Annotated in this window: 18 protein-coding genes and 1 pseudogene; 4 read left to right on the forward strand and 15 right to left on the reverse strand. The window is 64.3% G+C overall.

All coding sequences use genetic code 11. The annotated features are described in order from the left end of the window. The first annotated feature begins 261 nt into the window (after nt 1-261). Nucleotides 262-1,305 (forward strand): L-glyceraldehyde 3-phosphate reductase, encoded by a 1,044-nt coding sequence (mgrA, locus tag AABE10_RS22530; protein WP_342935451.1) that lies wholly within the window; start codon nt 262-264, stop codon nt 1,303-1,305. Nucleotides 1,306-1,439: 134 nt separating this feature from the next. On the opposite strand, the gene AABE10_RS22535 is transcribed toward mgrA, so the two are convergent. The 5 genes from AABE10_RS22535 to AABE10_RS22555 form a co-directional block, all read right to left on the reverse strand. After that, nucleotides 1,440-1,622, reverse strand: coding sequence for a hypothetical protein (locus AABE10_RS22535; protein ID WP_342935452.1), 183 nt, complete (start codon nt 1,620-1,622; stop codon nt 1,440-1,442). 319 nt (nt 1,623-1,941) lie between these two features. After that, on the reverse strand, nt 1,942-3,213 hold the full coding sequence (locus tag AABE10_RS22540) for an MFS transporter (RefSeq protein WP_342935453.1): 1,272 nt from the start codon (nt 3,211-3,213) through the stop codon (nt 1,942-1,944). Nucleotides 3,214-3,344: 131 nt separating this feature from the next. Then, nucleotides 3,345-4,859, reverse strand: a complete 1,515-nt coding sequence (locus AABE10_RS22545; protein WP_342935454.1) for an efflux transporter outer membrane subunit — start codon at nt 4,857-4,859, stop codon at nt 3,345-3,347. Further along, nucleotides 4,856-6,106 carry an efflux RND transporter periplasmic adaptor subunit gene (locus AABE10_RS22550; RefSeq protein WP_342935455.1) on the reverse strand — a complete coding sequence of 417 codons (1,251 nt, stop codon included), beginning with the start codon at nt 6,104-6,106 and terminating at the stop codon, nt 4,856-4,858. The genes AABE10_RS22545 and AABE10_RS22550 overlap by 4 nt, the downstream gene beginning before the upstream one ends. A 50-nt stretch (nt 6,107-6,156) precedes the next feature. Then, nucleotides 6,157-9,336, reverse strand: coding sequence for an efflux RND transporter permease subunit (locus AABE10_RS22555; protein WP_342935456.1), 3,180 nt, complete (start codon nt 9,334-9,336; stop codon nt 6,157-6,159). A gap of 430 nt (nt 9,337-9,766) precedes the next feature. Between AABE10_RS22555 and AABE10_RS22560 the strand changes: the two genes are divergently transcribed. The 3 genes and pseudogenes from AABE10_RS22560 to AABE10_RS22570 all read left to right on the forward strand — a co-directional run bounded on the left by AABE10_RS22560 (nt 9,767) and on the right by AABE10_RS22570 (nt 12,158). Continuing rightward, nucleotides 9,767-9,979, forward strand: a complete 213-nt coding sequence (locus tag AABE10_RS22560; protein ID WP_087732196.1) for a hypothetical protein — start codon at nt 9,767-9,769, stop codon at nt 9,977-9,979. A gap of 132 nt (nt 9,980-10,111) precedes the next feature. Beyond that, nucleotides 10,112-11,134 carry a serine/threonine protein kinase gene (locus AABE10_RS22565; protein WP_342935610.1) on the forward strand — a complete coding sequence of 341 codons (1,023 nt, stop codon included), beginning with the start codon at nt 10,112-10,114 and terminating at the stop codon, nt 11,132-11,134. A gap of 305 nt (nt 11,135-11,439) precedes the next feature. After that, nucleotides 11,440-12,158 (forward strand): annotated as a pseudogene (locus AABE10_RS22570) (PepSY-associated TM helix domain-containing protein). A 28-nt stretch (nt 12,159-12,186) separates the two neighbouring features. Here AABE10_RS22570 and AABE10_RS22575 read toward each other — a convergent pair. The 10 genes from AABE10_RS22575 to AABE10_RS22620 form a co-directional block, all read right to left on the reverse strand. After that, entirely contained in the window at nt 12,187-12,528 is a 342-nt protein-coding gene (locus AABE10_RS22575; protein ID WP_342935457.1) for an XRE family transcriptional regulator, read from the reverse strand. Beyond that, nucleotides 12,512-12,886, reverse strand: coding sequence for a type II toxin-antitoxin system RelE/ParE family toxin (locus tag AABE10_RS22580; protein WP_342935611.1), 375 nt, complete (start codon nt 12,884-12,886; stop codon nt 12,512-12,514). Before AABE10_RS22580 ends, AABE10_RS22575 begins: the two co-directional genes overlap by 17 nt. 212 nt (nt 12,887-13,098) lie before the next feature. Next, a complete protein-coding gene (locus tag AABE10_RS22585; RefSeq protein WP_342935458.1) occupies nt 13,099-14,127 on the reverse strand; it encodes an XdhC family protein in 1,029 nt (342 codons plus the stop codon). Continuing rightward, nucleotides 14,100-14,687: a carbon monoxide dehydrogenase subunit G gene (locus AABE10_RS22590; protein ID WP_342935459.1), complete on the reverse strand. Its 588-nt coding sequence runs from the start codon at nt 14,685-14,687 to the stop codon at nt 14,100-14,102. The genes AABE10_RS22585 and AABE10_RS22590 overlap by 28 nt, the downstream gene beginning before the upstream one ends. Next, nucleotides 14,678-15,919 carry a VWA domain-containing protein gene (locus AABE10_RS22595; protein ID WP_342935460.1) on the reverse strand — a complete coding sequence of 414 codons (1,242 nt, stop codon included), beginning with the start codon at nt 15,917-15,919 and terminating at the stop codon, nt 14,678-14,680. The genes AABE10_RS22590 and AABE10_RS22595 overlap by 10 nt, the downstream gene beginning before the upstream one ends. A 5-nt stretch (nt 15,920-15,924) precedes the next feature. After that, nucleotides 15,925-16,812 carry a MoxR family ATPase gene (locus AABE10_RS22600; RefSeq protein ID WP_342935461.1) on the reverse strand — a complete coding sequence of 296 codons (888 nt, stop codon included), beginning with the start codon at nt 16,810-16,812 and terminating at the stop codon, nt 15,925-15,927. A gap of 115 nt (nt 16,813-16,927) precedes the next feature. Beyond that, entirely contained in the window at nt 16,928-17,731 is an 804-nt protein-coding gene (locus tag AABE10_RS22605; RefSeq protein WP_342935462.1) for a xanthine dehydrogenase family protein subunit M, read from the reverse strand. 21 nt (nt 17,732-17,752) lie between these two features. Continuing rightward, a complete protein-coding gene (locus tag AABE10_RS22610) occupies nt 17,753-20,146 on the reverse strand; it encodes a xanthine dehydrogenase family protein molybdopterin-binding subunit (RefSeq protein WP_342935463.1) in 2,394 nt (797 codons plus the stop codon). Between the two features lie 10 nt (nt 20,147-20,156). Next, nucleotides 20,157-20,639 carry a (2Fe-2S)-binding protein gene (locus tag AABE10_RS22615; protein ID WP_342935464.1) on the reverse strand — a complete coding sequence of 161 codons (483 nt, stop codon included), beginning with the start codon at nt 20,637-20,639 and terminating at the stop codon, nt 20,157-20,159. A gap of 388 nt (nt 20,640-21,027) precedes the next feature. Next, nucleotides 21,028-22,425 carry an amino acid permease gene (locus AABE10_RS22620; RefSeq protein WP_342935465.1) on the reverse strand — a complete coding sequence of 466 codons (1,398 nt, stop codon included), beginning with the start codon at nt 22,423-22,425 and terminating at the stop codon, nt 21,028-21,030. Nucleotides 22,426-22,455: the final 30 nt, after the last annotated feature.

Genomic DNA, 22,455 nt, shown 5'->3' on the forward strand with positions numbered 1-22,455 from the left:
TCCGTCCCGCAATTCGAGCAACTGCAGCGCGCGCGGCGATTGGCTAACATAGTGTGTTGATCCGTTGCCGCGCGATTGCACGCCGTGTACCGCACGCGCCGGGGCGCTGGAACCGTCGTTTTGATACCATGTTTGATACCGGTATCAAAACGTTGTGTCGGCACACTGGAAACCCAACGCATCACCATTAAGAATCCCCTTCACGCGATGCGCAGTCATGCACCGCGGACTTCACTCCTGTTCTCGACAAGGACTCCATCAATGGCTTACGAAGCAGCTTCAGCACGCTATTCCGACATGCAGTACCGCGTTTGCGGCAAGTCGGGTCTCAAACTGCCGGCGCTGTCGCTTGGCCTGTGGCACAACTTCGGCGATACCACGCCGATCTCGACGCAACGTGAAATCCTGCGCACGTCGTTCGATCTCGGCATCACGCACTTCGACCTCGCGAACAACTACGGCCCTCCGTATGGCAGCGCGGAAACGAACTTCGGCCGCATCTTCAAGGACGACTTCAAGCCGTACCGCGATGAACTGCTGATCTCGTCGAAGGCGGGCTGGGACATGTGGCCCGGTCCGTACGGCCAGGGCGGCGGCTCGCGCAAGTACATACTCGCGAGTCTCGATCAGAGCCTGCAGCGCATGGGTCTCGACTACGTCGATATTTTCTATTCGCATCGTTTCGACATCGACACGCCGCTCGAAGAAACGGCGGGCGCGCTGGCGAGCGCTGTGCAGCAGGGCAAGGCGCTGTACATCGGCATCTCGTCGTATTCGGCGCAAAAGACGCGCGAAATGGCGAAGCTGCTCGCCGAATACAAGGTGCCGCTGCTGATCCATCAGCCGTCGTACAACATGCTGAACCGCTGGATCGAAAAGGGCCTGCTCGGCGCGCTCGAAGAAACCGGCTCGGGCGCGATCGCGTTCACGCCGCTCGCGCAAGGCCTGCTGACGAACAAGTACCTGAACGGCGTGCCCGAAGATGCGCGCGTCAACAAGGCGGGCGGCGGCTCGCTGAAGCAGGAGCATCTGAGCGCGCAGAACATCGAGCGCGTGCGCAAGCTCAACGACATCGCGCAGCGCCGCGGTCAAAGCCTCGCGCAGATGGCGCTTGCGTGGACGCTGCGCGATCCGCGCGTGACGTCGGCGCTGATCGGCGCGAGCAAGGCTGAGCAGGTGCGCGAGAACGTCGCGGCACTGAAGAACCTGTCGTTCACGGCGGAAGAGCTCGCGGAAATCGACAGTCATGCGACGGAAGGCGGCGTGAATCTGTGGGAAAAGCCGTCGACGGATCAGCACATCTGATCCGCGCTCTTGCACAGGATCGGCGAGCAGATTTGTCCGGCGCAAAAAGGAAAAAGCCGCCTGCGAGGGCGGCTTTTCTATCGAACATCGCAAGACGGCGACTTGACGCTCATGTGCGAAGAGCGAGGGGTTCGCTAGACGAGCGCGGGAAGACCTTCGACGAGCACGACCGCAAACATGACTCCGAGCAGCGCGCCCAACACGCGCAACGTGTTGTGCCTGAACTCGGTTTTGCAGGGCAGAGCGCCGAGAAAGAGAGCCCCGGCCAGTGCCATCGGGATGACCAGAATGAAATCACCGATCGTGAAATAGTGCATGCTCGTCTCCTGTGTCCCATGCGACATGGTTGTACTCGTTGGGCGCGACTGCATGCGGCGCGCCTGCAACGAGTATAGGCGACGGTGTCGAGGCAATGTGTGAGATGCGGCGCATGCGCGCGTCCGTCGCCGGCACGGCAAACCGAAGCGGGGCAAGGCTCGGCGCGCCGCGCACGCCGTCCGCGCGCTCCCTAGCGTCGCGGGCCTTCTCTTACACAGGCCTTTCTGAATATGCGTTTCGTCTGTCGAACGGGCGGTACGAGCTGCTTTTATGGTCGTTTTTGCTCGCCCCGTGCATGGATCGGCTGACGCGCGCCCGTCACGCCGCGCCGACGCGTTCGCGTGCGCGCAGGCGAGCCGAAGCGAGGATGCCGATCAGCAGCAATCCGCCGACGAGCGCCGCGACGCCAGGCCACGCATACGCGGTCCACACGCGGCCGCCGTACGATCCGACGATGCTCGACCCGAGGTAATACGCGAGCAGATACAGCGCGGCCGCCTGGCCCTTCGCTTCCTTCGCGATCCGGCCGACCCAGCCGCTTGCGACGGCATGTCCGGCGAAGAAGCCGAACGTCACGCAGGCGATGCCGCACGCGATCAGCGTGAGCGATTGCGTCGTCGTCAGCAGCAGGCCGCACAGCATGACGACGATGCTGCCGATCAACACGCGTCCGCGTCCGAAGCTGTCCGCCATGCGGCCCGACCACGGCGACGCGACGACCCCCGTCAGATACACGACGAAGATGCCGCCGATGGCTGTCTGGCTCAGATGGAACGGCGCCGCTAGCAGCCGGTAGCCGATGTAGTTGTAGAGCGTGACGAAGCTGCCCATCAGCACGAACGCCATCGTGAACAGCGGCGGCAGGCCGGGGCGCCGGAGATGCTTCAGCAGCGCCGCGCGATGATGCGAAAAGCCGAGCCCGCGGCGCGGCACGAAATGGCGCGACGGCGGCAGCAGCGAGCGGAACGCGAGCATCGACAGAATGCCGAGCACGCCGATCGTGCCGATGGCCACGCGCCACGAGAACAGATCGGCGACGACGCCCGTAATCACGCGCCCGGCCATTCCGCCGATCGCCGTGCCGCCGACGTAGAGACCCATCGCGAGACCCAGGCCGTCGGGGTGCACTTCCTCCGCGAGATAGGCCATCGCGACGGCGGGCACGCCGCCGAGCGCCAGGCCTTCGAGCGCGCGCAACAGCAGCAGCGCGTGCCATTGCGGCGTGAAGGCGACGGCGAGCGTCAGCAGCGACGACGCGGTGAGCGAAGCCGTCATCAGCCGGTGACGGCTCCATCCTTCCGACACGAAGCCGGCGACGAAGATCGCGAGCGCGAGCGCCGCCGTCGTCACCGACAGCGAAAGACTGCTCTGCGCGGGACTGATATCGAACGACGCGGAAAACGCAGGCAAGAGCGGCTGCACGCAGTAAAGCAGCGAGAACGTTGCGTAGCCGGCGAACAGCAGCGCGAGACTTGCGCGCCAGTACGCGCGCGTGCCGCGTTCGAGATAGGACACACCGTTGGCAGAGGAAGGGGATGAAGCTGAAGCGGATGAAGCAGCGGGCCGACTCGGGTCCGACGATGCGGTCACAACAAAACTCCCGGAAACGACGACAAACGACGCGTAGAACGCGCTGGAACGCGTGCAAAAGCTCAACGATACGCTGGTTGAGCAGTCGGCGTCGTCGAGTCGGGCAGTGTGGTTCCCGTCTTGAACGCGCGTTAGCTGGGCGCCACGGTTGGCGCGTCCGGCGCGCTTGCGGGCTGGCCGGCGGCATCGGGATGCGTGAGCTGCTCGTCGGTGGGCAGCGCCGACGCGTCCCAGCCGCCGCCGAGCGCCTTCACCAGCGCGACGCTCGCGGCCATCCGGCGGCGCGCGATCGAGACGGCTTCGCGCTCGTTGGTGAGCGCTGTCGTCTGCGCGACGACGACGTCGAGATACGTGATCGCGCCGTTCTTGTAGCGGTTCGTGACGATCGCGAGCGATCGTTCCGCCGCCGCGACGGCGTCGTCCTGCGCCTGCGCTTCCTGTTCGAGTACCCGCAGTGCGGCGATGTTGTCCTCGACCTGGCCGAACGCCGTGAGCACCGTTTGCCGATACTGCGCGACGCCTTCGTCGTAGTTCGCCTGCGCTTGCTCCTTTTGCGCTGCGCGCGCGCCGAAGTCGAGCAGCGTGCCCGCGAGCGTCGGCCCGAGCGACCAGAAGCGGCTCGGCGCAAGCAGCCACTGGCTGAAGTTGGTCGCTTCCAGTCCGCCCGTCACCGACAGGATCAGATTCGGAAAATACGCCGCCGTCGCGACGCCGATCTGCGCGTTCAGATCGACGACATGCCGTTCTGCGGCGGCGATGTCGGGCCGCCGTTCGAGCAGCGCCGACGGCACGCCGACGGGTGCGATTACCGGCACGGCGACGAGCGGCGCGACGGGCATCGAGAACGTCGATGGCGTCTGGCCGATGAGTATCGCGATTGCGTGTTCGAGTTGCGCGCGCTGCACGCCGAGATCGATCGATTGCGCCTGCGTCGTGCGCAATTGCGTTTGCGCCTGGGCGACGTCGGCATCGGTGGCGATGCCGCCTTTGTAGCGGTTTTGCGTGAGCTCGACAGCTTCCTTGTACGCGGAGATCGCGTCGTCGAGCAGTTGCCGCTCGCGGTCGATGCCGCGCAGTTCGAAGTAATCGGTCGCGAGTTCGGCCTGCATCGACAGCAGCGCGCTTTGCGCATCGGCGGCGCTGGCCTGCGCGCTCGCCTTCGCGCCTTCGACGCTGCGCGACACGCGGCCCCACAGATCGGGCTCCCATGTCGCGTCCGCGCCGACGATCCAGTCGTCGAGCGTCCTGCCCGCCGACGATTTGAACTTCACGTTCTCCGACGAGCGCGCGCGTGAATAGCTGCCGCTTGCAGTGACGACGGGGAAGAACTGCGAGCGGAACTGCGCGACCTGCGCGCGCGCCGCGCGAAAGCGGGCCTGCGCGGCCTGCACGTTCTGGTTCGCGCTCGCGACCTGCTGTTCGAGCGCGTTCAGCGCGGGATCGTCGTAGACCTCCCACCAGGCGCCGCGAATCTGCGTGTCGGCGGGCTGCGCGTTCTTCCAGCCGCTGCCTTCGAGTTCCTTGTACGTGGCGGCCGTGGCGGTGGCGGGCCGCTTGTAGTCGGGCCCCATCGTGCATGCGGCGACGAGGCTCGCGCCCGCAAGCACGAGAAGCGTTGAACGAAGACGGATGCGCCGCGCGTTCATTCTTGCGCCTTAGCCGTCTGCTCGCCCGCACCCGATGCACCCGACGCACCGGCAGCGCTGCCCGCCTTCGGATGCACGACGCGCACCGTTGCCCCATCGACGATCGAGTCCTGCGGATTCAGGATCACCAGCTCGTCGCCTTTCAGACCCGATGCGACGGCGACACGCGTGCCGTAGTCGGTGCCGAGCGCGACCTTGACGAGCTTCACGTGCTGCTGCGCGTCGACGGTCGCGACTTTCACGCCGTCGGGGCGGAACAGAAACGCGTTGCCCGGCAGCGTGAACGGCGCGGCCTGCGCGCCCAGCGCGAAATGGACCTGCGCGTACGCGCCCGGCAGCAGATCGCCGCTACTGTTGTCGACGTCCACTTCGACGAGCATCGTGCGCTGCTGCGGATCGACGGCGCCCGACGCGCGCGCGACCGTGCCGGGATAATGCTTCGCTGGCGATTCCGTCAGCGTCAGATACGCGGTCTGCCGCGCCTTCACTTCCTGCGCGTAGGCCTGCGGCAAGTTCACGTAGACGCGCAGCTTGTCCGCCTGCGCGACATGGAACAGCTCTTTCGCGGGACCGCCCGCGCTGCCCGCGTCGATCAGCGCGCCGACATCGACGTTGCGCGCCGTCACGATGCCGTCGAACGGCGCGTAGACCTTCTGGAACGACTGCGTCTTTTCGAGCCGCGAGACGTTGAAACGCGCGGCATCGAGCGTGCCTTTCTTCGCGAGCATATCGCCGACCTTTTCGTCGGTTTCCTGCTTCGAGACGGAATTGCTCTTCAGCATCTCCGTCCAGCGCTCGGCGGTGCTTTTCGCGAGCGCGTAATTTGCTTCGGCGTTCGCGAGATCGGCGCGCGCGGCCTTCAACTGATCGTCGACTTCGGGCGTGTCGATTTCCGCGAGCAGTTGTCCCGCTTTCACGCGCGCGCCGATGTCGGCGTACCACTTCTTCAGATAGCCGTTGGTGCGTGCGTAGATCGGCGTGTCGAGAAACGCCTGCACGTTGCCGGGCAGCACGAGGTCGAGCGCCGCCGTCGACTTCTGCGGCCGCACGACTTCGACGCTCAGTTGCGCGGCATGCTGCGCGTCGCGTTCGAGCGCGGCCTGCGCGTCGTGTCGCGACCAGATGCCCTGCGCCGCGAGCGCGAGCACGACGATGGCCGCGCCTGCCGCGATCCAGCGTGAGCGTTTCGATGAGGCGCGCGGGCCTTCCCCGTGCGGCGCGGACTCATCAGGACGTTTCCCTTCCATCGGCACTCCAGATCCTGTGCTTGTGCATCGTTGTTATGGCTGCGGCCGCATCACTGCGGTCGGTGGATGACGTGCGCGGCCGCGCGTGCGCGCCGGTCCGACAGCCGTCGATAAATCATCGAAAAGACCACAGGCACGAACACCAGCGTCGCGAGGGTGCCGATGGCGAGGCCGCCGATTACCGCGCGCCCGAGCGGCGCATTCTGCTCGCCGCCTTCGCCGAGGCCGATCGCCATCGGCACCATGCCGATCACCATCGCCAGCGCCGTCATCAGCACGGGGCGAAAGCGCGTGAAGCCCGCTTCGATCGCGGCGCGTGTCGCGTCGCCATGTTCGAGCAACTGCTCGCGCGCGAAGCTGACGACGAGAATCGAGTTCGCCGTCGCGATACCGATACACATGATCGCGCCCGTCAGTGCGGGAATCGACAGCGTGGTGTGCGTGAGGAACAGCATCCACACGATGCCCGCCAGCGCGCCTGGCAAGCCCGTAACGATGATGAACGGATCGAGCCACGACTGGAAATTCACGACGATCAGCAGATACACGAGCACGATCGCGAACACCAGGCCCGCAAACAGCCCGGAGAACGAATCGTTCATCGTCTGCACCTGGCCGCGCAGTTCGATCGTCGAGCCCTTCGGCAGTTGCGCCCTGGTTTCGGCGATCGCTTTCTCGATGTCGTCGGACACCGCGCCGAGATCGCGGCCGTCGGCGGTGCCGTAGATGTCGATCGTGGTCTGCGCGTTGTAGTGCGTGAGCACGGCGTTGCCCGACGTGCGCCGCATCGTCGACAGCGCGCCGAGAATGTTCGTGTGGCCGTTCGCGTTCAGCGGAATGTTGGCGAGCGATTGCAGCGAATCCATCGTGTATTGCGGCGCTTCCGTGATCACGTTGTAGCTCACGCCGTTGCGCGGATTAAGCCAGAACGTCGGCGTCGTCTGCTGGCTGCCGGACAGCGTGATCAGCAGATTGCTCGCGATGTCGCGTTGCGAGAAACCCGCCTGTTGCGCGCGCGTGCGGTCGATGTCGACGAAGATGCGCGGCAGGTCCGAAGGCTGTTGGATGCGCGCGTCGGCGAGGCCGGGTATTGCGCGCAACTTGTCGAGCAGCATCGCGGCGAACGCGCGATTGCCCTGCACGTCGCGGCCGACGATCTGAATGTCGATCGGCGACGGCATGCCGAAATTCAACGTCTGACTAACGATGTCGGCGGGCAGGAACGCGAACTGCACGCCGGGGAATTCGTCGGTGAGCGTGCGGCGCAGCTTGCGCACGTATTGGGCTGTCGGATGATGATCCGGGTTCAGGCTGATCAGCACGTCCGCATCCGATGTGCCGATCGTGCCCGTGTTGCTGTACGACAGGTTGATACCGGAGACGGGCAAGCCGATGTTGTCGATGATCGAATGCAGTTCGCGCGGCGGAATCAACTGGCGGATGCGCGTGTCGACGCGATCCGTGACCACGGCCGTTTCCTCGACGCGCATGCCCGTTTTCGCGCGCAGATGCAACGCGATCGTGCCGGCATCGACGGAAGGGAAGAAGTCGCGGCCAAGGAACGGCATCAGCAGAAGCGACAGGCCGCAGCACAACAGAAAGACCGTCACGAAGATGCCGGGCCGCGCGACGCGCGCAACGAGAAAGTCGCGATAGCGCTCGCGTACGCTCGCGAAGCCGCGCTCGAACGCGAGGTGAATGCGCATGAACGGATTGCGCGTGTTCGAATGATGGAAGTCGGCGGGCCGGTGGTGATAGCGCAGCAGATACTTCGCGAGCGTCGGCACGAGCGTCCGCGAGAAGAAGTACGACGCGAGCATCGCGAACACGACGGCTTCCGCGAGCGGAATGAACAGGTAGTGCGCGACGCCCGTCAGCAGGAACATCGGCACGAACACGATGCAGATCGACAGCGTGGACACGAGCGTTGGAATCGCGATCTGATGCGCGCCGTCGAGAATCGCCTGTTCGAGGTTCTTGCCCTGTTCGAGCTGATGACTGATGTTCTCGATTGCAACGGTCGCGTCGTCGACGAGAATGCCGACGGCTAGCGCGAGCCCGCCGAGCGTCATGATGTTGATCGTCTCGCCGAGCGCCGAGAGCGCGATGATCGACGTGATCATCGACAGCGGAATCGACACGGCGATGATCAGCGTCGCGCGCCAGTTGCCGAGGAACAGCAGGATCATCAGGCCCGTCAGGCACGCGGCGATCAGCGCTTCGCGCAGCACGCCCTGCACCGATGCGCGCACGAACAGCGACTGATCCGCGACGGGGTCGATGTTCAGCGACTCGGGCACGAGATTGTGCAGCGCCGGCATCATGCTCTTGATGCGATCGACGATCTCGAGCGTCGACGTGTTGCCGCTCTTGTTGATCGTCAGCAGCGAAGCGCGCTGGCCGTTCACGCGCACGATGTTCGTTTGCGGCTGATAACCGTCGCGCACATGCGCGACATCGCGGATATAGATCGTGCCGTTCGGCCCCGACTTGATCGGGATGTTGTTGAGACCGGCGAGCGAATCCGGGCTCGAATTCATCTGCACCGAGTATTCGGTCGAGCCGATTTTCGCGGTGCCCGTCGGCACGATCAGGTTTTGCGCGGTGATCGAGTTCACGACGTCCATCGGCGACAGGTTGCGCTCCTGAAGCTTGCGCGAGTCGATGTCGACCATGATCTGCCGCTGCTTGCCGCCATAAGGCAATGGTGCCGATGCGCCGGGGACCGTTGCGAGCTGTGTCTTCAGGAAGTTGTTACCGTAGTCGAACAGCTCCTGTTCGGTGAGCGACGGCGACGACAGCGAGAGCCGCAGAATGGGCACCGTCGATGCGTTGTAGCGGAGGATGAACGGCGGCGTGATGCCGGGCGGCAGCGAGCGCAGTTGCGATTGCGACAGTGCCGTGACCTGGGCGAGCGCCTCGCTGATGTTCGCGTGCGGCTGGAAGAAGATCTTGACGACAGCGATGCCGTTAAGCGAAGTCGATTCGACGTGCTCGATATCGTTCACCGCGACGGACAGCCCGCGCTCGTAGTTCAACACGATGCGCCGTTCCATCTCGTCGGCGGGCAGCCCGTTATATGTCCAGATGACGGACAGCACCGGGATGTCGATGTTCGGGAAGATATCGGTAGGCGTGCGCAGGATCGTCAACGGGCCGATGATCAGCAGCAACAGCGCGAGGACGACGAACGTGTAGGGGCGCCGCAGCGCGAGACGAACGATCCACATGAAAAGGTGCGGTCCGGTGAGGGCGTGGAGCGGCTGCTTCTGGTGGCAGCGAGCGTTGCGCGAACGACAGCCCGGCCGGGCGTGCGCGACAGGAATATAACGCGTATCGTAGCTTACATCGACATTTTTGAGACGCCTGTGCGGCGCGGTTTATGATGACCCTGTTACGAGAGGTTACAGTCAGGGTTTCGTAAGTCGAATTGACCGAACGGCGGCCTCGCGAGGCGTTACTTTTTACTTTGCCAAAGTGCCCAAACAGGCAACAATGGACTCCGGTTCGCATCGGGGTTTCCGATGCGAAGGCTCGGAGGAGCGCTTCGTTTTTCGAATCAGGTGCGCGTGCAACCTTTCGCATGTTGCAGCGCTTTTATCAGCACATTGACCGGCGCAGTCCCGAACAAGCCGGCAATAGGGAGGACGGGGAAATATCATGCAAGTCGGTTCTATTGTTCGATCCGTGCATATCGCCGTGCCACAAGGCGCGCGCGGAATCGTGATGCGCATCCTGGGCGACATGGCAATGGTGGCGTGGTACGCCGGCGAGCCAGGAACGTCGAAGCAGCTGAACACGGAACCCTTTTTCCTCGAGGATCTGATCGATACGGGCGAATTCGTCCGCCCCGCAGGCGCGCAGATACATTGATCGCGGGCGACTGACTCACGACTTTACGTTTGTAGCGATGCGCGGCCGCGCGAGGCGTGTGGCGCGGCACCCGTTGCGCTCATGCCTGTCTCGGCGCTCGTCTTTGCGCGCGGCACGGCGCACAATGCGGGCATGATCGAAGACACTCCATTTCCGCAGGACGGCCACGCCGTTCCCTTCGCCCGGCTCACGCCGGAAGTCGTGCTCGATGCGCTCGATAGCGTGCTCGATACCATCGGCGTGCGTACCGACGGGCGCATGCTGCCGCTCAACAGTTACGAGAATCGCGTCTATCAGGTGGGCGTCGAGGACGGGCCGCCCGTCGTTGCGAAGTTCTACCGCCCCGAGCGCTGGATCGACCAGGCGATTCTCGAAGAACACGCGTTCGTCGCCGAACTGGCTGCTCGTGAAATTCCCGCCGTGCCCGCGCGTGCGTTCGATGGCCGCACGCTGCACACGTTCGACGGTTTTCGCTTCTCCATCTTCGAACGACGCGGCGGCCGCGCGCCCGACCTCGATCGCAAAGACACGCTCGAATGGCTGGGCCGCTTTATCGGGCGCATTCACGCGGTCGGTCAGACGGTGAACTATGCGGCGCGTCCTGTGCTCGACATTCACACCTTTGGTTACGAGCCGCGCAAGTATCTGCTCGCGCAAGGCTTCGTGCCCGCCGATGTGCGCGCCGCGTGGAAAGCGGCGGTCGATCTCGCGCTGGAGGGCGTCGAGCGCGCATTCGAAGCGGCGGGCGATGTGCGGCACATCCGCATGCACGGCGATTGCCATCCGAGCAACGTGCTGTGGACGGACGCCGGCCCGCATTTCGTCGATTTCGACGACAGCCGGATGGGCCCTGCCATTCAGGATCTTTGGCTGCTGCTGCCGGGCGAGCGAAAAGAAGCGTCGCGCGCGCTCACCGATCTGCTCGCGGGCTATGAAGATTTCTGCGAGTTCGATCAGCGCGAATTGCATCTGATCGAAGCGTTGCGGACGTTGAGGCTGATCCACTACTCGGCGTGGCTTGCGCGCCGTTGGGACGATCCCGCGTTTCCCGTCGCGTTTCCGTGGTTCAACACGCAGCGCTACTGGGAAGATCGCATTCTCGAATTGCGCGAGCAGATCGGCGCGATGCAGGAAGGGCCGCTCTGGCCCGTATGACTCGCGCGACTCGCGTGACTCGCGCGCAATCCACGCGATTGAGAAAAACGCCTTTCTATGTAATGATAGTCATTCTCATTGGAAAGGCGTCGCCAGCTTTTCGTCATCTTTCTCCTCGGTGATCGCTAGCCAGCCTTCCGATGATCGCCCTGCTTCGTCCCGCGTATTCGCTGCCGCCGTCTGACGGACGGTGAGCGCATACGCGCCGGGCATCCGTCTTTCCCGTCCGGAACGACACACTCCGTTTGCAATTGAACGCGCTGCCGCGTGCCGGCAACGCACGACCCGTTTTGCCAGGAGCCGACTTGAACGCGCCCGAATCGATCGAACTGAAGCCTGCTGCGCGTGCCGGTGTCATGCCTGCAAGCGTGCACCCGATGGACGCCAACTTGCCACGCGGCGCCACCGCTCGCGGCGCGCGAACTTCATCAAGTGGCTGCGCAAGGTGCACGGCTGGATCGGCCTATGGGGCGCCGTGCTCGGCTTGCTGTTCGGCACGACCGGGTTTCTGCTGAATCATCGCGGCGGCCCGCTGAAAGTGTCGTCGGGTGAGCCGCAGGTCGAGCAGTTGCAGATCGCGCTGCCACAGCGCGGCTTCAAGTCGCCCACCGATATGGCGCGCTGGCTGAAGGACGAACTGCATATCGACGGCAAGCCGGGCAAGCCGCGCCGCGAGCCGGCGCATCCTGTCGCCTGGGGCGACCATAGCGCCGTGCAGCCGGAATTCTGGCAGGTGGGCGTTGCCGGTCCGCATCAGAACGTGCAGGCCGAGTACTGGGTAGGCAATGGCTTCGTGTCGGTGAAACGCACGCAGAACTCGCTTCTTGGCACGATGAACAACCTGCACAAGGGCGTGGGAATGAGCATTGGTTGGGTATTGCTCGTCGATACCATCGCGGGCAGTCTCATTCTGCTGTCGCTGACGGGCGTGCTGCTGTGGACGGAGTTGAACCGGCGGCGGACGGTAGGCGTTGTGCTGGTGTTCGGATCGATTGTGGCGGTTGTGGTGTGCGGGTTGATGTGACGCGTGGGCGCTTGTTCGTCGCGCCCGCTTAGTCGTCTTGAGCGGGCTCGCGCACGGGTTCGTCGAGTTGCGCGAAGTTCGTGATCCGCACCTCACCTTCAGGAAAGCGCGCGATGATTTCAAGTTCGCCGCCGAGCGCGCGAATATGATCGCGAAGCGTCGAAATGTACATATCCGTGCGCTGTTCGAGTTTCGCAATGCTCGGTTGCTTGATGTTGAGCCGCTTCGCGAGTGCTTCCTGCGACAGACCGCGTGCATGACGCAGTTCGTGCAGAGGCATTGCGGCGCGAAGTTTGCTCGCCAGTGCCTTTGCGCGGGCGCGCGATTCAGGCGACATGCTTGCCCGCAGTTCTTCAAATTTTCTCGCCATCTCTTGTTTCTCCATGCGCTAGCTGCATGAGATGCAACCGATAAAGAATTTCCGCTCGCGGGACGTTCTGTTCGTACCAACGGTCATGCCCTGACTTGTCGCCGCCAGCGAGCAGAATGGCGACGCGCCGTGGGTCGAACGCGTACAGCACGCGATACGGTCTGCCGCGATGTTGAATTCTCAACTCGCGCAGATTGCCGAACTGCGAGCGAACGATACGGCTCGAATGCGGGAAGGACAAAGCCGGACCGCATTCTTCCAGCAAGCGGACCGTCGCGTCGACGGACTCCTGTTCGGCCTCTCGCAACCCTTCCCACCAGGCCCGAAATGCATCGGTGTACTCAACGTCCCATGGCATCGAAAATATAGCTCCCAAGGAATATTCCGTCAAGGGAATAATGACGGCTGCGGACCCGTTGCGGCGCGAGCGCGAAGCTCGCATCGACGGTCCGCAAAAATTCGATGCTAGGGATCAGGGCGACCCGGCGACACGCAGCCGAATGGCCGATGCCGGGGAAAAGAAATAGACCGCGAGCGACACCCTATCTCGCGGCCATGCGTAGCAAAAAACTAATCCGGAATACTACAAGTCGCTCCGCCGTTTGCCGCGATTTCACGCGCGGCCTTGGCGCCTTCGACTTGCAGCAAGGTCGGCAGCGATACGCCATTCTTCGCCGCCGTCACTTCGGCAAGAATCGACACGGCGATTTCAGGCGGCGTCCTGCTGCCGATATAAATCCCGACAGGTCCATGCAGCCGCGCGAGTTCGTTTTCGGTTAGATCGAACTCCTTGAGACGTTCGCGCCGCGCCGCGTTATTGCGCCGCGAGCCCAAAGCGCCGACATAAAACGCGGGTGTTTTCAAGGCCTCCATCAGCGCAAGGTCGTCGAGCTTTGGGTCGTGTGTGAGCGCAATCACCGCGCAGCGCTCATCGAGCTTCATGTCCAGCACCGTATCGTCAGGCATCGTGCGGACTACTTTCGTCCCCGGCACGTCCCATTCATCCGTGTACTCTTCGCGCGGATCGCACACCGTCACCTGATAATCGAGCCCCACCGCGATATTGCACAGATAGCGCGACAGTTGCCCCGCGCCGATCACGAGCATCCGGTAACGCGGGCCGTGGATCGTCAGCAGGCGTTTGTCGTCGAAGTCGACGCCATCGGTGGCCTGCGCGGGCCCCAGGCTCGCAACGCCCGTTTCCATATCGAGCGTGCGCGCAACGAGACGCCCCGCTTCGACGGCTTCATACAGTTCCGCGATCCCGCTCGCTTTCGTCAACGGTTCGAGCACGAGCTGAATCGTGCCGCCACACGGCAAGCCGAAACGATGCGCTTCTTCTGCCGTGATGCCGTACTTCACTGCTTCGGGTTTCGTCTGCTCGATGCCGCGCTGGCGCACGCGATCGATCAGATCGTCTTCGATACAGCCGCCCGACACGGAGCCGACCACCGCGCCATCGTCGCGCACGACGAGCATCGCGCCCTCGGGACGCGGCGACGAGCCCCACGTCTTCACCACCGTCACGAGAAGCGCGCGATGTCCCTGGTCGAGCCAGCGCGCGCTGCTCTTCAGGACTTCGAGATCCACGCTGTCCATGATTTCTTCCTCTTCGGTTCTTCGCCTTCGGCACCGCCACTACCGGCAGCTTCACCGTCAGCGGCTTCACTTACAGTGTCGCCCGAGTCGCCGGTTTGTGCTTGCGCCGCGCCACTGCCGCCCGTCACCTGCTCGCCGAAGCGTCTGAAGAACTCGCCCGCGAGCTTGCGCGCCGCGCCGTCGACGAGCCGCGAGCCGATCTGCGCGAGCTTGCCGCCGACCTGTGCCTGGGCCGTATAGGTGAGCTTCGTTGCGTCGTCGCCGTCGGGTTCGAGCGTCACGTGCGTCTGGCCTTTGCCGAAGCCCGCAGCGCCGCCCTGGCCTTCGAACACGATCGTATAGGTGTGAGGCGCGTCGATATCGGTGAGTTCCATGCGGCCCTTGAAGCGCGCTTTCACGGGACCGACGGCCGCGCTTAACGCGACGGCGTACGCATTGTCGCCATCGGGCTCGATGCTGTCGCAGCCGGGAATCGACGCGCGCAGGATCTCCGTGTCGTTCAGCGCGTCCCATGCCCGTTGCTGCGGTACCGGCAGCGTGTAGGTTTCGGTCAGCTCCATGACGTTGCTCCTCCAGATAGGGCGGCGCGCGCGGTATCGCGGGGCGCGCGCGTCAATTGCGCGAGATCGCGGCCGAACGCAGCCAGGCTGTCGAGATTGTGAACAGGCTTGTGGACATCGACGAACGGCAACATCGCCTGGACGCCGCGCGCTTTCGGCGCAAACTCGCTGTACCGCAGCAGCGGATTGAGCCACACGATCCGATGCGCAAAGCGGCGCAAGCGGGCCATTTCGGTTTCGAGCACGTCGATCGCTTCGTGATCGAGGCCATCGGTGACGAGCAGCACGGTCGCTCTGCCCGTCAGCACTCTGCGTGCCCAGCGCCGGTTGAATTCGGCGAGCGCCGCGCCGATCCGCGTGCCGCCCGACCAGTCGACGACCTGATCCGCGAGTGCCGCAATCGCCACATCGGGGTCGCGTTCCTTCAGCGCGCGCGTCGCGTTCGTGAGACGCGTGCCGAACAGGAACACCTGCAAGCGTTCGCGCGATTGCAAGAGCGCATGACAGAAGTAAAGCACGGCGCGCGAATAACTGCTCATCGAGCCCGAAATGTCGAGCAGCAACACGAGCGGCGGCTTGCGCGCGACGACGGCGCGATACTTCCATACGGTCCAGTCGCCGCCCGCGCGCACCGCATGCCGCGCGCTTGCGCGCAGATCGGCATGCGTGCCGTGCGACGCCGCTTTCAATCGACGCGTCGGCTCCATCCCGAGCGGCAAACGCTGTGCGCGAATCAGATGGCGCAGCGTGCGCCATTCGTCCGCTGTGAGCGTGTCGAAATCGCGATGACGCAAGCGCTCTTCGGCGCTGAACGTCACGTGCGCGTGCAGTTCGAGCTTGTCCTTGTCGTCGGCTTGCGCGGCCTGCTTGTGCTGGTTCGCGTGATGCACGGCGAGCGCATCGGCGAGCCGGTTATTGCGCTTCGGCGGCGGCACGCCGCTCGTCACTTTGGGTAACAGCAGCGCGCGCAGCTTGCCTTCCCAATCGGGATCGCGCCAGAAGAGATCGAACGCGGCATTGAAGAGCTCGCGCTCGTCGGGCGCACGCACGAGCAATGCAGCGAGCGCCGCGCGCACATCGTCGCGGCGATCGAGTTCGATAAAGCGCAGCGCTTCGAGCGCATCGACGGCCTGCGCCGGCGACATCGGCAGGCCCGCGCCGCGCAACAGCCGCACGAAGTGCACGACGTTGCGCGCGAGCGTCGGTGAGCCGGTATCGCAGTCGGGCATCATCGACGCTACTCCGTCGCTTCGAGACATTGCTGGATCTGCGCGGCGTCGAAACGCGCGAGATCGTCCTGATACTTCAGCAGCACGCCCAGCGTGTTTTGCACCGATTGCGGATCGAGTTCCGTCACGCTGAGCGCCGCGAGCGCGCGGCACCAGTCGATCGTTTCAGCAATGCCGGGCGCCTTGAACAGATCCATCCCGCGCAGACGATGCACGAAATCGACGGCACGGCGTTGCAGCGCTTCGCCCGTTTCCGGCGCGCGCGCGGCGACGATCGCCAGTTCGCGTTCGCGCTCGGGATAACCGATCCATTGATACAGGCAGCGGCGCTTCAACGCATCGTGCACTTCGCGCGTGCGATTCGACGTCATCACGACGAGGGGCGGATGCTCGGCTCGCACGGTGCCATATTCGGGAATCGATACCTGGAAGTCCGACAGCAGTTCGAGCAAGAACGCTTCGAACGGTTCGTCGGCGCGGTCGATCTCGTCGATCAACAGCACGCGCCGCGCACCCGGATGGTTTTCGTCGGGCAACAGCGCCTGGAGCAGAGGGCGCTTCAGCAAGAATTCGCCGCGATACAGCGTGCTGTTGTCGGGCTTTTCGCCGGCGGCTTCAGCGAGGCGCAGCGCCATGATCTGCCGCGGATAGTCCCACTCGTACAACGCGCTCGCCGTATCGAGCCCTTCGTAGCATTGCAGCCGCAGCATCGACGTGCCGAGCATGCCCGCTCCCGCCTTCGCCAGTTCCGTCTTGCCGACGCCCGGCTCGCCTTCGACGAAAAGCGGCCGCTCCATGCGCAACGCGAGATAGAGAGCGGTCGCGAGGTCGCGGCTTGCGTAATAGCCTTGGCGCGTGAGCAGCGCGAGTGTTTCGTCGATCGAAGCAGGCTGCATGGTTCTCCCGGACGCGTCGGCTCGCATGAATAAAAACAAACGACGCCGATAGACGAAATGGCCCGGACGCGCCGGGCCTACGCATGCTCAAACGCTTTGCGGCATCACTCGCCCGCTAGCTCAACGCCGTTCGCACCGCGCGCGCCGTCAGCACCGGTATCAGATGCGCGCGATATTCGGCGCTCGCGTGCAGATCGGTGTTGAGGTCGTCGGGCGCGATCGTCACGCCGCGCGCGGCCGCTTCGGTGAAGTTCGCGTTCAGCGCGTTCTCCAGCTCGGCCGAGCGGAACACCGAGGGCGCCGCGCCCGTGATCGCGACGCGTACGCCGCCCGCCGTCTTCGCGACGAACACGCCCGTCAGCGCGAAGTGCGATGCGGGATTCTTGAACTTCTCATACGCCGCTTTTTCCGGCACGGGAAACTCGACGGCGACGATCAGTTCATCCGCGTGCAACGCGGTCTCGTACATGCCGACGAAAAAGTCGGCGGCCGGAATGCTGCGCCGGTCCGTCACGACGGTTCCATCGAGCCCGAGCACGGCAGCGGGATAATCCGCTGCGGGATCGTTGTTCGCGATAGATCCGCCGATCGTGCCAAGCGCGCGCACCTGCCGGTCGCCGATATCGCCGGCGAGCAGCGCCAGCGCTGGCAACACGCGCTGCATGTCCGCGTCGTTCGCCACGTCCGCATGACAGACGGCCGCGCCGATCGTCACCTTCTGCGGCTCGACGCGAATCTCCTTCAACTGCGGAATGCGCGTGACGTCGATCAGCTTCGACGGCTGCGCGAGACGCAGACGCATTGTCGGCAACAGGCTTTGTCCGCCCGCCAGAAACTTCGCCTCGCTGTCGGCGGTCAGCGCGGATACGGCGCTCTTCGGATCGGCTGCGCGTTGATAGTCGAATGAATACGAATACATGTTGGCCTCCGCTGTGAGCGCTTATGGACGTGCCTGCGCGTTTTGCGCAGCGTGAATCGCGGACCACACTCGATGCGGCGTGGCAGGCATCTGCAGGTCCTTGACGCCGAGCGGCGCGAGCGCATCGATGATCGCGTTGATCACGGCAGGCGGCGAACCGATCGCGCCCGCTTCGCCGCAGCCCTTCACGCCGAGCGGATTGTGCGTGCACGGCGTGCCTTTCGCGGTCTCGACGGTGAACGACGGCAGATCGGACGCTTTCGGCATCGCGTAGTCCATGTACGAACCGGACAGCAGCTGACCGCTTTCGTTGTCGTACACGCAGCGCTCAAGCATCGCCTGCCCGATGCCCTGGCCAAGACCGCCGTGCACCTGTCCTTCGACGATCATCGGATTGATCACGTTGCCGAAGTCGTCGACGGCCGTGAAGCGCTCGATGCGCGTCTCGCCCGTATCGACGTCCACTTCGACTTCGCAGATATACGCGCCCGATGGATACGTGAAGTTCGACGGATCGTAGAACGCGCTTTCGTCTAGGCCCGGCTCGAGCTTGTCGAGCGGGTAGTTGTGCGGCACATAAGCCGCGAGCGAGACGTCGGCGAATGTCTTCGTGCGGTCGGTGCCCGCGACGCGGAACGTGCCGTCCTTGAACTCGATGTCATCAGCCGATGCTTCCAGCAAGTGCGCGGCGATCTTCTTCGCCTTCGATTCGATCTTGTCGAGCGCCTTCATGATCGCCGAGCCGCCGACTGCAATCGACCGCGAGCCATACGTGCCCATGCCGAACGGAATGCGCCCGGTGTCGCCGTGCACGATCTCGATGTTGTCGAGCGGCACGCCGAGCCTGTCAGCCACGACTTGCGCGAACGTCGTCTCGTGGCCCTGGCCATGACTGTGCGAGCCCGTGAATACGGTGACGGAGCCTGTCGGATGCACGCGCACTTCGCCCGCTTCGAAGAGGCCCGCCCGCGCGCCGAGCGCGCCCGCGATGTTCGACGGCGCGAGGCCGCATGCTTCGATGTAGCACGAGTAGCCGAGCCCGCGACGCTTGCCGTTCTTTTCCGATGCCTGCCGGCGCGCGTCAAAGCCTTTCACGTCCGCGAGTTCCAGCGCGCGGCTCAGGCAGGCTTCGTAATCGCCCGTGTCGTAGGTGAGGCCGACGGGTGTCGCATACGGGAACGAGCGGATGAAATTGCGCCGGCGGATTTCGGCGGGCTCGATGTTCATTTCGCGCGCGGCCGTTTCGACGAGCCGCTCGACGACATACGTCGCTTCGGGGCGGCCCGCGCCGCGATACGCATCGACGGACACCGTGTTCGTGAACACCGCTTTCACTTCGGCGTAGATCGCGGGCGTCGCGTACTGGCCCGCGAGCAGCGTCGCGTAGAGGATGGTCGGCACGCTGGAGGCGAACGTCGACAGATACGCGCCCATGTTCGCGATCGTGTGCACGCGCATTGCCAGGAACTTGCCGTCGGCGTCCATCGCGAGTTCGGCTTTCGTCACGTGATCGCGGCCGTGCGCGTCCGACAGAAACGCTTCGGAACGCTCGGCCGTCCACTTCACGGGGCGGCGGATTTTCTTCGAGGCCCACGTCAGCGCGACGTCTTCCGCGTAGAGGAAAATCTTCGAGCCGAAGCCGCCGCCGACATCCGGCGCAACCACGCGCACTTTCGATTCCGGCAGCGACAGCACGAACGCCGCCATCAACAGCCGTTCAACGTGCGGGTTCTGATTCGCGACATAGACGGTGTAGCTGTCGTCCTGCTGCGAGTAACTGGCGTTGACTGCGCGCGGTTCGATCGCGTTCGGCACGAGGCGGTTGTTGACGATATCGAGCGTCGTCACGTGATGGGCTTTCGCGAACGCGGCATCCGTGGCCGCCTTGTCGCCGTGGCCCCACGTGTAGCAGGTGTTGTCGGGCACTTCGTCATGCACCGCGGGCTGGCCGGAATCGGCGGCGTGCGCAGTGTCGACGACGGCGGGCAGCTCGTCGTAGATCACGTCGATCAGTTCGGCGGCGTCTTTCGCCGCTTTCACCGAATCGGCGATGACGAGCGCGACCTGATCGCCGACGTGGCGCACTTTCGTATGCGCAATCACCGGGTGCGGCGGCTCGTTCATTGGCTTGCCGTCGACGCTGTGTATCAGCCAGCCGCACGGCAGTCCGCCAACGTTTTCAGCGGCGAGATCGGCGCCCGTGAAGATCGCGACCACGCCGGGCGACTGCTTCGCCGCTTCGGTGTCGATGCTCTTGATGCGCGCGTGCGCATGTGGCGAGCGCAGGAACACGGCGTAAGTCTGGCCGGGCAGAACGATGTCGTCGGTGTACTGGCCGTTGCCCGTGAGAAAGCGATAGTCTTCCTTGCGCTTGACGGGCATGCCCACCATGCGTTGCGTATCGGGTGCGTTCATGGCGGGCTCCTCAGGCGGTCGCGCCGGCTTTCATGCCGGCTGCGCCCTGAATGACAGCCTTGACGATATTGTGATAGCCCGTGCAGCGGCACAGGTTGCCGACGAGCTGACGACGCACGTCGTCGTCAGTGAGGTTCGGATTCGCCTCGGCAAGCGCGGTCGCGCTCATCACCATGCCCGGCGTGCAGAAGCCGCACTGCAGGCCGTGGCATTCGCGGAAAGCCGCTTGCATCGGATGCAGCTCGCCGTTCTTCGACAGTCCTTCGATGGTCGTGATTTCCTGGCCTTCGGCCTGCACGGCGAGCATGTTGCAGGACTTGATCGCGCGGCCGTTCAGATGAACCGTGCACGCGCCGCATTGTGCTGTGTCGCAGCCGACGTGCGTACCCGTCAGCCGCAACTGTTCGCGTAGAAACTGGACAAGCAGGGTGTGTGGTTCGACGTTCGCGGTGACGGGTGAACCGTTCACCGTCAGACTGATGCTGATCGCCATGAACTGTCTCCTTGGGGACGCCCTTGGAATGAGCCCCGGATGGGGCAAAACCGGCTCGGGCCCGCGTTCACTACCTACCGCCTGCCTGCTGTGAGGGTCCGGTTCGGTTGGTGCTTTTATCTTTGTGCGGAAAAGTAAAACACAAAAAAGGGTAACAGGCTATGGGGCGAGCCGCACAGGGAATGACAGATCGTTGAGTTTGAGAAGATGCTGCGGTGCAGGTGCTTGCATTGCGCTTGCGTCGTTGCGCCTGGGATCTCGCGCTTGCGCGGCGCGCGTGCCTGGTTGACGTCACGACGCCCGAAATGAAAAACGGCACGCCGCGCGTGCCGTTTTGTTCAATGCGCCTTTGCCTTTCTTATTGCTGTGGCGGCGCGAGCGTATGCAATCAATGCTGACCGTGCGCGAGTTTCGAATGACGGCGCGAGTAGCCGAAGTACACGAGCATGCCGATCACGAGCCAGACGACGAACGCGATCCACGTGACGGCGCTCAGGTTGACCATCAGGAACAGGCACGATGCGACGGCGAGCACCGGCAAGACGGGCACGCCCGGGCAGCGGAACGCGCGCGGCAGATCGGGATGCGTGCGGCGCAGGACGAGCACGGCGATCGACACCATCGAGAACGCCGCGAGCGTGCCGATGTTGATCAGCTCGGCCAGCACGTTCAGCGGCACGAGTGCGCCGATCAGACCGAAGACGATGCCGACGAGCCACGTCGTCGCGAACGGCGTCGCGAAGCGCGGGTGGACTTTGGACAGCGCGGCGGGCAACAGGCCGTCGCGCGACATCGCGAAGATCACGCGCGTCTGGCCGTATGCCATCACGAGAATCACGGTCAGCATGCCGAGCACGGCGCCGAGATCGATGAAGCCGGCGACCCAGTTCTGTCCCGCGACCTGCAACGCGTACGACACCGGGTGCGAGACGTTCGCGAACTGCGCGGACGGCACGATGCCCGTCACGACGGCGGCCACGGCGACGTACAGCACCGCGCACACGCCGAGCGACGCGATGATGCCGATGGGCAGATCGCGCTTCGGGTTCTTCACTTCTTCCGCCGCCGACGACACCGAGTCGAAGCCGATGAACGCGAAGAACATCACGGCTGCCGCGCCGAACACGCCGTTCCAGCCGTTCGGCATGAACGGATGCCATTTTGCGGGCGTCACGTGGAATGCACCGACGGCGATCACCAGCAGCACGACCGTCACCTTGATCGCGACCATCAGGTTGTTCACGCGCGTCGATTCGCGCACGCCGACGGAGAGCAGCGTGGTGATCGCCATCATCACGAGGAAGGCGGGCAGGTTGAAGAGCGTCTCGTGGCCGGGCAGCGCGCCGGGCGCGGCCGTCAGCGCGACGGGCAGCGAAACGCCGAAGCCCGACAGCAGCGATTGCAGATAGCCGGACCAGCCGACCGATACTGCCGACGTCGCGAGGCCGTATTCGAGCATCAGATCCCAGCCGATGATCCACGCGGCCAGTTCGCCGAGCGTCGCGTATGAATACGTGTAGATCGAGCCGGCGACGGGAATTGTCGATGCGAATTCGGCGTAGGCGAGCGCCGCGAAGCCGCACGCGACGGCCGCGATGATGAACGACAGCATCAGCGCGGGGCCGGCCTGCACGGCACCCGTGCCCGTGAGCACGAAGATGCCGGTGCCGATGATGGCGCCGACGCCGAGAAAGGTGAGATCGAGCGCGCCGAGCGCTTTCTTCAGGCCGGCAGCCTGCGCGCCGGCGATCATGTGCTCGACGTTCTTCTTGCGAAAAAGGGACATCTGGCGGGGTCTCCTGTGAAGCACGCGTGT

Source organism: Paraburkholderia diazotrophica (assembly GCF_038900755.1).
Classification (GTDB): domain Bacteria; phylum Pseudomonadota; class Gammaproteobacteria; order Burkholderiales; family Burkholderiaceae; genus Paraburkholderia; species Paraburkholderia diazotrophica_A.